Source organism: Brasilonema bromeliae SPC951 (assembly GCF_012912135.1).
Lineage (GTDB): Bacteria > Cyanobacteriota > Cyanobacteriia > Cyanobacteriales > Nostocaceae > Brasilonema > Brasilonema bromeliae.
In genome coordinates, this window is sequence record NZ_QMEB01000233.1 from 1 (window position 1) to 10,877 (window position 10,877).

General features: G+C 42.0%; 12 protein-coding genes. 6 read left to right on the forward strand and 6 right to left on the reverse strand.

The window, feature by feature from the left end; all coding sequences use genetic code 11:
- Positions 1 to 99: 99 nt before the first annotated feature.
- Both DP116_RS23245 and DP116_RS23250 read right to left on the reverse strand, forming a co-directional pair.
- Positions 100 to 543, reverse strand: a complete 444-nt coding sequence (locus tag DP116_RS23245) for a VOC family protein (protein WP_169157425.1) — start codon at positions 541 to 543, stop codon at positions 100 to 102.
- Between the two features lie 112 nt (positions 544 to 655).
- A complete protein-coding gene (locus DP116_RS23250; protein WP_439330039.1) occupies positions 656 to 1,165 on the reverse strand; it encodes a TIGR02652 family protein in 510 nt (169 codons plus the stop codon).
- Positions 1,166 to 1,373: 208 nt separating this feature from the next.
- Between DP116_RS23250 and DP116_RS23255 the strand changes: the two genes are divergently transcribed.
- The 3 genes from DP116_RS23255 to DP116_RS23265 all read left to right on the forward strand — a co-directional run bounded on the left by DP116_RS23255 (position 1,374) and on the right by DP116_RS23265 (position 3,662).
- On the forward strand, positions 1,374 to 1,904 hold the full coding sequence (locus DP116_RS23255; protein ID WP_169157427.1) for a gamma carbonic anhydrase family protein: 531 nt from the start codon (positions 1,374 to 1,376) through the stop codon (positions 1,902 to 1,904).
- A gap of 209 nt (positions 1,905 to 2,113) precedes the next feature.
- Entirely contained in the window at positions 2,114 to 2,242 is a 129-nt protein-coding gene (locus tag DP116_RS23260; protein ID WP_169157435.1) for a photosystem II protein Y, read from the forward strand.
- A gap of 145 nt (positions 2,243 to 2,387) precedes the next feature.
- Positions 2,388 to 3,662: a glutamate ligase domain-containing protein gene (locus DP116_RS23265; RefSeq protein WP_169157428.1), complete on the forward strand. Its 1,275-nt coding sequence runs from the start codon at positions 2,388 to 2,390 to the stop codon at positions 3,660 to 3,662.
- Positions 3,663 to 4,194: 532 nt separating this feature from the next.
- Here the strand turns inward: DP116_RS23265 and hisC are convergent.
- The 3 genes from hisC to DP116_RS23285 all read right to left on the reverse strand — a co-directional run bounded on the left by hisC (position 4,195) and on the right by DP116_RS23285 (position 7,455).
- Positions 4,195 to 5,247 (reverse strand): histidinol-phosphate transaminase, encoded by a 1,053-nt coding sequence (hisC, locus tag DP116_RS23275; RefSeq protein ID WP_169157429.1) that lies wholly within the window; start codon positions 5,245 to 5,247, stop codon positions 4,195 to 4,197.
- A gap of 322 nt (positions 5,248 to 5,569) precedes the next feature.
- Positions 5,570 to 5,863, reverse strand: a complete 294-nt coding sequence (locus tag DP116_RS23280; RefSeq protein WP_169157430.1) for a hypothetical protein — start codon at positions 5,861 to 5,863, stop codon at positions 5,570 to 5,572.
- A gap of 278 nt (positions 5,864 to 6,141) precedes the next feature.
- Positions 6,142 to 7,455, reverse strand: a complete 1,314-nt coding sequence (locus DP116_RS23285; RefSeq protein ID WP_169157431.1) for an ABC transporter substrate-binding protein — start codon at positions 7,453 to 7,455, stop codon at positions 6,142 to 6,144.
- A gap of 300 nt (positions 7,456 to 7,755) precedes the next feature.
- Between DP116_RS23285 and pilM the strand changes: the two genes are divergently transcribed.
- Genes pilM through DP116_RS23300 form a run of 3 tightly spaced genes read left to right on the forward strand, consistent with a single transcriptional unit; the run spans position 7,756 to position 10,446 of the window.
- Positions 7,756 to 8,874 carry a type IV pilus assembly protein PilM gene (pilM, locus tag DP116_RS23290; RefSeq protein WP_169157432.1) on the forward strand — a complete coding sequence of 373 codons (1,119 nt, stop codon included), beginning with the start codon at positions 7,756 to 7,758 and terminating at the stop codon, positions 8,872 to 8,874.
- A 43-nt stretch (positions 8,875 to 8,917) separates the two neighbouring features.
- Positions 8,918 to 9,685, forward strand: a complete 768-nt coding sequence (locus tag DP116_RS23295) for a PilN domain-containing protein (protein WP_169157433.1) — start codon at positions 8,918 to 8,920, stop codon at positions 9,683 to 9,685.
- Positions 9,682 to 10,446 (forward strand): pilus assembly protein PilO, encoded by a 765-nt coding sequence (locus DP116_RS23300; RefSeq protein ID WP_169157434.1) that lies wholly within the window; start codon positions 9,682 to 9,684, stop codon positions 10,444 to 10,446. Before DP116_RS23295 ends, DP116_RS23300 begins: the two co-directional genes overlap by 4 nt.
- Here DP116_RS23300 and DP116_RS23305 read toward each other — a convergent pair.
- Positions 10,439 to 10,877: NACHT C-terminal helical domain 2-containing protein (locus DP116_RS23305; protein ID WP_422614237.1), on the reverse strand; the 439-nt coding region annotated here is incomplete at its 5' end. The two genes, DP116_RS23300 and DP116_RS23305, sit on opposite strands and share 8 nt — an antisense overlap.

Below are 10,877 nucleotides of genomic sequence, written 5' to 3' on the forward strand. Positions count from 1 at the left end.
CTTGAATATAATAATTTGACTTTTCTGAGTGGTCTGTGATCTTAACAACACAAAACCAGAGCAAATTAGTATTCTACAGATAAAAAATCAGAAATTCAACTAGGAGAGTGTCGCTAACACGCGGAGAAATTCTAGAGGCAAATTATCAGTATCTGCAATAAAAGTGACTTCATAAATTTTCTGACCTATCTGCTGCTGTGTAGGTTCTAAAAGGATTTTCAGTGGTTGTAGCAGGTCAGGATCACTTTTTGATAACACCCACAAACGTTCTTTTAAATTTGTCAACCAACTAGATAAATCCGGTGTTATTTCAGTTAAATCAAACGAGAGATGATAATACCCCACGTAGTGTTCATCTGCAAATGCATCTGGGGCAGGTTTTGGTTCCGGAATTTGGATCAGCTCAATTCTGCCGTTGAGTCCTTCCATCCAGCATGCAAGAGTATAGCCTGTTGTGAAGCGTTCACAGACTGTAAACCCTAGTTGTTCGTAGAAGGCGATCGCCCGATGAATATTTCCTGTACGAATAGAAGCGTGATGCATAATTTTTTTCCTTTGTTATTTGTCATTTGTCCTTTGCTAAACGACAAAGGACAAAAAACAAATGACTCAACGGCAAAGCCTTCAAAGCAGCAGGTTGTCTGACAACTAACAATTACTCAAATAATCGGAAATAGGGATACCGTACTGGTACACCAGGTTCTTTTTCCAAATCGAAATTAATCACATCCCAACAGGGATCATCCAAGGAATCAGCGCTAAACTCCACAGGTAAACCATAAAGTCGTGCCGAAGTTGCCTCCGACTGTCCAGAACGCCAGTGAGTGCTACGCTCTAGATAACCACTCATCAACTCTTGATAGCGTCTAGCAATAACTACCCGTGTTGCTCGATAGCCTTGGGTATAAAGCTTATCTAGTGCTTCATGAATTTCAAACCGAATGCCATCGGGATGAGTATGTTGCCGATACCACTCGCCATTCCATCTTCGCCAATGACGTCCTGACTGTAGGTGGATGAGTTCCCCAGTTTCGGGATTTGCTTCAAACGCCCCGTGACGCGGACATAAATAAGTGTCGGTTAGTGTCAAAGCCGGGATTGTTTGGCGGCAGTGGGGACACTGAATTTCTGCACCGAATATGGGGTACTGCAAGGCTGGATTCATCATGAAGTGCGTACAAACATATTTTTGTTTTCACCAGTAGTGTTGGTTCCTTTTACACTTCTGCTCCAACTTGTTGGACACCGATTTACTGCCTAGTGAGCCTTGTGGCTCTACACCGTGATATCCTAGTTTTGCAACCTATACTGGTGCAACCTATACTGGTTGGAGTTCCTAAGCGTGTTCCTGGGTACCACAAATCTATTCTACCGTGTCTATCGCTTCCTACTGGTCTTCTCCTGATATTTCTCAAGCTGCCTTTATAGCAGCGAACGCTATTGTTATGGGTTCAGTAAAAATTGCAGCTGGGGTGAGCATATGGTACGGGGCAGTTGTGAGGGCAGATGTGGAATCTATAGAAATTGGCGAATGTACAAACATTCAGGATGGAGCAATATTACACGGTGATCCTGGAAAACCCACGGTGTTAGAAGATCATGTCACTGTGGGACATCGTGCTGTCGTACACTCTGCTTATATTGAACACGGCAGCTTAATCGGAATTGGCGCAGTTGTTCTAGATGGAGTACGGGTGGGTGCCGGTAGCATTATTGGTGCTGGCGCAGTCGTTACGAAAGATGTACCGCCCTTGTCCCTAGTTGTGGGTGTTCCTGGTAAAGTCGTCCGCCAAATTTCCGAAGCCGAAGCAGCAGAACTGATTGAACATGCCCAACGTTACAAAAAGTTAGCGTTGGTTCATGCAGGCAAGGGTACGGATATTGGGTTTAAAGCACCGGAGTAAGAGGGAGCAGGGGAAGCAGGTTCGCTAGTGGGAAGTTCTTCGACATAGGATTTTCCTCTCCCCCACACCCTTACACCCCCACACCCTTACACCCCTAGTTTTTGTAAAGATTCTTTACGTATTGTTTGGCAAAGTTGACTGCTTCAGCTACAAAATAAATAATGAGAAAAGTTGACAAAACTTTATTAAAGCGGAAAGAGGTTGTAGATATGAGTCTTCCAGATATGCGTTTGATCATTGTTTTAGCACCACTTCTCATTGCTGCTGGTTGGGCATTTTTTAACATTGGTGCCGCTGCTCTCAATCAATTGCAAAACTTTTTGAACAAAGAAGCGTAAAGAAAGAAGCATAAAGTCTGATTCACACCATAAAATACCAACCGACTGTTTTGATTCATAGGGCAGTCGGTTTTGTTTATCAGTTATCAGTTACCAGTTCCTGTTCACTGTGTAAAAAATTCCACCTACTACCTGACTACCTTTTGTGGATATCGACTCCCTACTTCAACCCTTCCAACACTTTGGCGTTCACCTCGGGTTAGAACGTATTGTCAAGCTGCTGGCAAATCTAGGTAATCCCCATCATCAACTCCCAGTGATTCATGTTGCTGGGACTAATGGCAAAGGTTCCGTTTGTGCCTACCTTAGTTCTATCCTCACTCAAGCAGGTTATCAAACTGGACGCTATACCTCACCTCATTTGGTAGATTGGACAGAACGCATTTGCCTTAATGAAGAGCCAATTTCTTCAGAGGAATTTTGCCAATTGTTACTGCAAGTGCAAGCAGCAATTCCCCAAGGAGAAGAATCACCAACTCAATTTGAAGTCATTACCGCTGCTGCTTGGTTATATTTTGCACAACAAAAAGTGGATGTGGCGGTGGTAGAAGTTGGATTAGGAGGACGCTTGGATGCAACAAACGTCTGCTCAAAACCTCTGATCACTATTATCACTTCGATTAGCCGTGAACATTGGCAGGTTCTTGGTCCTACTGTTGCTGATATTGCCAGAGAAAAAGCTGGTATTCTCAAACTTGGGTGTCCTGCTGTGATTGGACTATTGCCCAGCGAAGCTGAACAAGTTGTGCGATCGCGTGCTTTAGAATTACAATCCCCTCTTATTACGCCTCAACCTTCACAGTCTATTTCTCCAGGATGGGCGGAGTATCAAACACAAAATTCACTCTTTAGAAATTCAAATTTAATTAAATACCCTTTGCCGTTACAGGGACAAATTCAGTTAACGAATTCAGCTTTAGCTTTAGCCGCTATAGAAATTCTACAAACGCAGGGTTGGCAGATTTCTGAGTCAGCTATTATTCAAGGAATGGCAAATACAAAATGGCTGGGGCGGATGCAATGGACAACTTGGAAAAACCATAAATTGTTAGTAGATGGCGCTCATAACCCAGCCGCCGCCCAAGTTTTGAGAGATTATGTGAACACACTCAATGTAAAATCGGTTAGTTGGGTGATGGGAATGCTCTCTACGAAAGAGCATGAGGAGATATTCAAAGCTTTACTGCGACAAAATGACCGATTGTATTTAGTGCCAGTTCCTGATCATAGTTCAGCAAATCCTGGGGAATTAGCAAAACTCGCTTCATATATCTGTCCAGAATTGAGTTTTTGTCACATCTACCCAGAATTATTATCAGCCCTTGAAGCAGCTTTTGCCTCGACAGATGATTTGGTAATTTTGTGTGGATCGCTGTATTTAGTTGGGCATTTTTTAGGAACAACTGATTTAGGAGCGTGAAGGGTGTCAGGCAGGAGAGGATAATATTGCTCAAGATAGAGATAGTATTAAATCGATGGGTGGAGTTCAGTGTTGGGAGTTCTTGGATATATTGGAAACAACAAAATATAAAGAAAACAAAGAAAAAAATGCAAAGTACTCCTAACAAAACATCCCCTTCTACTATTAAACTAACCGAAAAGGAAGTTATCTCAGATATAAGGGAATACTGGGCGCTGAAGGGATGGCGGTGTGTAAAGTAGGGAGCAAGATGTTCCCACTATCTTTATGTACATCCATTGGGATGTTCCCAAATTTAATTGCTTAGTTTTCTGAAAACCAAGTTAATTACAAATGCGCTAAATTGTATCAGGATCAATATTTAACTCCCGCAATTTAGCCGCCAATCTTTCTGCTTTATTTATAGCTAATTCTTTCTGCCTTGAGGTATAAAAGCCAGATTTTAAGCCTTTTTTACTTCCGAACCCTATGGCAAACTGAAGTTGCGGTAATTCTAAGGGAAGAAGTGTTTTTTCTTCTTCCTACTTCCTTCTTACTTCTTTACGCTCACTAACGCTTCTATCAACGTCTGATTTTGCTCATCCGTACCAACTGTAATCCGCAGCTTATCCTCTAACCCCGCTTGCTTAAAATAACGCACCAAAATTCCTCGTTCTTTCAACCCCAAGTAAATAGACTCTGCATTTCCCTGAGTCGGAGTTGCCAAAACAAAGTTAGCGTGAGAATCAAGCACTTCCCATCCCAAATTCTTTAAATCTTGCGCTAGTTGAATCCGTGATATTTTCACTTTATCTGCACAAGCATTCTTGTAAGCTTGATCTCGCATTGCAGCTGTACCGACTGCTTGGGCGATCGCATCAATGTTGTAACTATCTTTTACCTTAAATAACCCCGCCAGCAGTTTTGGATTTGCCACCCCAAAACCCATCCGCAAACCTGCTAACGAATACCCTTTCGACAAAGTACGTAACACAATCACGTTCTCGAATTCTTGCACCAAGGGCAACGCGCTATACTCAGCAAAGTCAACGTAAGCTTCATCAACTACAACAATTCCTGAGACTTGCTGCGCTAATTCTCGCAGATCATCTAAAGGTACCACATGACCAGAGGGACTATTGGGAGAAGCAATAAACGTAATTACTCCATTCGCCGCAACGAGTTCCTTAATCGGTAACTGAAAATCGGCAGGGTAAGGAACCTCAAGTACTTGTGCGGGTTGCATGGCTGATAAAGTCCGATATAGCACGTAAGTTGGCATGGGATACACGACTTTGCGATTATTCCCCTCCGCACAACAGCGTATGAGCACATTCAGCAACTCATCACTTCCATTACCCACAATCACCCAATCTGCAGGTACTCCCAACGCATCGCTGACTGCTTGACAAAAATCTCTTGCAAATGGATCAGGGTAGCGTCGTAGCCATTCACCATCTAAATTGTGCAGCACCTCCATCGCTTTTGGGGAGGGAGGATAGGGATTCTCATTTGTGTTGAGTTTGATAATTTTTGTTCCTGGTTTGGGCTGTTCACCAGGAATGTAGCCAGTCATCGCATCAATAGCAGGACGAAAGTAGCTCATGTGTGAATGGTGGGAACTTATGTAAGTCGGGGTTCGTTGTAGACAACAGCCCACATCGCTTCACAAACAGTTTTGTTTGTTTTACATTTTGGAATGATAACTAGTTGTCACCAAACAAGGCAAAAGAAAAATCTTGAGTAGTATGTTTCTTTTTACTTTTTCAATTGAGTGAGACTGCCAAAAATCCCTGATGGCGATGCTCCAGCAGGGAGCGCTAGCATTGCTGATCGCTCTCCCCAGGCTTTTATTTATGTTCAATCCTTGCATTTACTTGAATTAGGGCTGAAGTAAGTTCAACCCCAGCCCTAACAATTAATGCTTGCTATTCTTTCACAAGTGTTAAAGCTTCTTCGCCGTTATGTAAAATGACTAACTTCTTACCATTTTCCTCAGATTTCACTTCCCACTCAAAGCCTGGTTTGAGTGGACGTATAGGAACAGATGTAATATTCCATTCACCTTTATCTAAGTTAGAACTTGGGTTACTTGTGGACTCTTGAACTTGTGGTTGCGCTTGAGAATCACTTGTCTTTGCAAAGCTAGGATTCTGAAACAGAAAACACAAGCTAAGCATAACAAAAGTACAAACGATTACCTTTTTAAAGAAACGTTTCATGACAAGATATTACCTTCTATCACTTTACTACCTAAACGCTTGTAACACTTAAGCTAAAGATAGAATATCATCTCGGTCGCCCAGAGGCGCGATGCCCTGCCCGAAATTTCAATTCGTTTCGCGAAATTCTGGGATTTTGCCATCACCAGGCGATCGCTCAGATCACCCCACCAGATGTGCTACCCAACGGGTGCGCCGCTTTTGCGCCAGCGTCCCGTAAGGGATACGCGTCTACGTATAGCCGTACAGGTACAGTGTGCGGCTTGTTTTGGATTAAGCTAACTCCTAGTGCTGTTCCACTCCTGCGCTGCATCCTCCACAGCTTGATCCACTGACTTCTCGCCCAGCATAGCCGCTTGTAAGTTCTCGTAAATTGCCTTTTGCAGCCGTTTTATATCCTTGAGCCTTGGAGTTAATATCTCTGCTTGTCGCAGTTCTTCTGCGCTTATGACTCGCGCCTTATCTAAAGTCGAGGCGTTCGCGGGTGCATCTTTGAAGTAGCTGTCAGCAAGGGACTTGACTGTAGATGGGAGAACATTTGCTGCTTTAGCAAAGGTGAGTTGATTCTCGTCATTTGTGAGGAACAAGGCGAATTTAAGAGCAGCATCGGGTTGTTTACTGTCACGGGGAATAACAACGTTCATAACAGCGACATTTTTTTTGCCATTGTCACCTATGACTTGCGGTGCGGTGGCGGAAACTTTGGCTATTGCTGGCGCATTTTTACCAATGTTCTCCAGAAACTCTCCTCCAGAAAACAGGAACGCTGTTTCTCCAGCTTGGTACAAATCTATAGCTCGACGATGCCCTTGTGTCAATATTTCTTTGGGTAGAAGTTTTTGTTTGTATAAGTCTACCCAATACTGAAACGCCGCTTTACCTTCTGGGGAGTTAAAAGCAGCTTTACCCTCAGCATCCACTAAAGTTGCCCCCATTTGTACAAACGACTCTAACACCTCTCCAGAATCTTGAGGGACAAAGGTTACAAAAAAGGCATACTTACCAGTTTTGTCTTTAATTTTTTGAGCCGCCTGCGCTAATTCGGTGTAGGTGACAGGTGCTTTACTGATACCTGCCTGTTTTAATAAATCGGTGTTATAAATGGTTAGCCGCGTGGTGAGATACCAGGGAATTCCAAAACTCTTGCCATTGAGCGTGCTTGCTTGCCAGATATTCGGTAAATAGGAGGAACGAACTTCTTTTGGGACTTTTGCATCTAAATCTAACCAGGCATTTCTTCCTGCAAGTTGGGAAGCAAAATCCGGATTAAGGTTGACAACATCAGGTGGTGTTTTTGCTGAAACAGCTGTTAAAATTTTGTTTTCCATTGCAGTCCAAGGCACATCAACCCAACTCACTTTTATACCAGAATTTTGTGACTCAAAAGATGTTATTAGGCTTTTAAAGTAGTCAGTAAATTGAGGTTGGAGTTGCATGGTCCAAAATTCAACATTTTGTACTGCTGCGACTCCTGATGATGCTTGTTTTGTGGTAGTACCAACATTGCTTGTACCACAACTAACAATCCAACTGGTCAATACACCGAGTAATGCCCAAATAATTAATTTTTTGAACTTTTTAAATCTAACCATCGTGCTTGTACTTTATTTAAGTCTATCGGGTGATCAGTACTTATGAAACAATTGTGGAGATTATAATTTAAAACAAATTCTTAGTAATGATATCAATCCTTAAATCAGTGAACAATGAACAGTGAACAGTAAACAGTCCTGCATGCATATGGTGGAGGATTAAACCCACTTAGCATGCGTTCCACGCTCTTGGTGAGGGATCGTTACCCAAGCTGAGAAAGCTGATAACTGGTAACTGATAACTGATAACTGTTAATATCATTTCATTTTTAAATTAGCAATCCGACGGGCAAAACTGTAGTGAAGCTATTCAATAGTTTGTTTGGAAAATTACATCAAGGTGTTGGTATAGAACTGTCACCGCAACGTGTGAATTTAGTTCAACTGCGTAAGCTACGCCAAGGTTTGAAACTAGAAACTTTAACATCGGTATCTCTTCCTGAGGGAGTTTTTGTCAATGGTCAAATTGTTGACTCCCCAACAATGGCGCAATGTATTCAGCAAGCCTTAGTGGAAGGTAACATCAAAGCTTCTCGTGTGGCTACTGCTATACCGGGGCGAGAATCAATTATACGCATCATATCTGTGCCAGCCGAGTTAGATGATAAAGAATTACGGCACATGGTACTAAACCACGAAGCAGGTTTGCATTTACCATTACCTTGTGAAGACGCTGATTTAGATTATCAGAAACTCGGGTACTTTATAGATGATGATGGAATTGAAAAAATACAGATACTTTTAGTAGCTATACGGAAAGAAATTACTGAGACATATATAAAGACCTTTGAGTTAGCAGGATTGCAAATCGATGTTTTAGATATTAATAGTTTTGCTTTGATTCGCACACTTCGTGAACCACTTCGACAATTTGGCTCGCAAGAAGCAGTTGTTCTCGTGGATATAGAATTTGATTGTACAGAAATAGCGATCATTGTTAACGGGATTCCACACTTTTTGCGCACAGTTCCGATTGGAATAGATCTCATGCAAACTGTCTTATCTGAAGCAATGGGCTTACCCGTTTCACAAGCTTTAGAACTGTTGTATGAAATGTCTATCCCTTCAACTCATATAAATGGAGAAAAAACTGACGCTCATGATGACATTATTGAAATCAATTCAGGTATGGTAGCACTCATGAGACTGTTGGAAGAACTCGCAGATGAACTGCGCCGTTCCATCGATTTTTATCTCAACCAAAATGAAAGTTTGGAGGTGGCGCAAATTATGCTGGCTGGACCAGGAGGGGGACTGGGACAACTTGATGATTTTTTGACACAACAATTGAATTTGCCAACCTCTCAAATCGATCCAGTTGCAGCTTTGTCATTGCAAATTGACGAAGAGAAATACCCCACTGTGGAACGTTCTGGATTGGGAATAGTGCTTGGTTTAGGAATGCGAGAGGCAGATTAACAATTCAAAATTCAAAATTCAAAGTTCAAAAAAAGAAATGTAAATGTACAGTATAGATATTAACTTTCTCAAAAACCGCAAAACTGAGAATAAATTTGAAGAGAAACGACTAGGAATATCTCTACCTACTGGCAATTTAACGCCAGTGTATATAGGAGTGGTAGTGGGGATATTTTTCCCAGCTTTAGTGGGAATTGGTTGGTGGTTTGTGCAAATTAAAAATACTGCATTGGACAATAATATCACACAACTGAAACAGGAAAATGAAAGTTTAGAAAGTCAAATACAAAGTCTGAATAAAGTCCAAGTAGAAACAAAGAAAATCAAGCAGGAAACTCAAGCTTTAGTGAGTGTTTTTGACCAAATTCGTCCTTGGTCAGCGATGTTGCAAGAGTTGCGCGATCGCATACCCACAACAGTCCAAATTGATAGTATCAAACAAATCGCACCCACTACACTAACACAAGGACAGCCAGCACTCAATTCTACTGGAGGTATAGAAATTTCAGGGTTTGCTCGCTCCTTTAGCGATGTCAACGATTTCACGTTGACTTTGCAACAATCTCGCTTCTTCAAAGCTGCACAAACAAAAATTATGACAGCAGAATTAGTAGATTTCCCGTTACCACCAACTGGGAACTCTATTAATAGCTCACAAATCAAACCACCCCAAATCGTTAAATATACAATTCAGTCTAGTTTAAGTGATGTTCCCGCCTCTGAATTCATTCGTGAATTAGAGCAAAAAGGCACAGTTGGACTTGTCAGTCGGATTCGCAGTATGCAACAAACAGGAATCATTCCAAAATGACGCTGAGTGATGATTTCGATTTTATAGAAGACACGGAATTTGCGACAACTTCCTCAAGTTATCCCGTTGCTTTTGGCATCACCCTCACGCCAAAAGTGAGTGGCATTATCTTAGGAGTTTTAGGACTTGCAGGAGCAGCTTATATGCTGATGAATTTCGTGATGCCAGCATGGGATAATTTTCAACAGCAGCAAACAAAACAGAACGAGTTACAGCAGAGTATTGAGCAAAAGAAAACTTACATTAAACAAATTGACAAAGTACAACAGGAGCAAGCACTTGCCAAACAGCAACAAATCCAGGTTTTAGCTTTATTTGCTAATGAGAAAACTTTGGACACTTTACTACTAGATTTGAATCGCTTGGTTGAGTCTACTAATACTCAAGTTTCTGCTGATGCAGTCCAAGCTAAACTGAAAAAATATGTGCCGACTGGGAAGGCTGAACCTATTACTGATGGTAGTTTTGGTCAATTGGTGAATGGCAAATTAAAACGCAGTAGTATTAATATTGAAATTATCGGAACTTACGAACAAACACAATTGATTTTTCGCAATATAGAGCGGTTACAACCTTTGTTAATTGTCAGAGACTATCGATCATCAAGTTTGACACCAGAACCTACAACTCAACAGGATAAAGTTATGGTGGGTAGTGTTGAACCAACAGTTATTAGTACATCTTTTCAGTTACAAGCATTAATGCCACTGAGTCAAGAGGAAATTGCAGCGGTGAAAGCAGTGCAATCAAAGACTAAGTAGCATATGGCAGCAGCAATGTATCCTCAATCTCCTGGCGAACTTCGCGGCTGACGTAGCAATCGCTGTTGAGGCAATCAACTAGCAGTTTATTAGCATCGTAGTACTGCTTCAGGAGTTCCTTTTGAGCATCAGTGAATTGCCAATCATGACCAATATTACGATGTTCAATCATTACAGATCTAAGTTGTTCAGTCCAAGTTGAACCGTTTTCCTCCCACCATTGTTGGTATGCTTCTTCGTCTTCTGGGTTGGGCTGTTGGTCTTTGAGTTGTTGGAGCGATCGCCTTAACTCTGGGTCGAGGACTCGGGAGAGGAATCGGGAGACGAAGAGGGAGACGGAGAGGTCTTGCAAGAGGACTCGAAAGACGGAGAGCCAGAGGGAGAGGGAGAGCCAGAGGGAGAGGGAGAGAGAGAGGGAGAGGGAGAGGGAG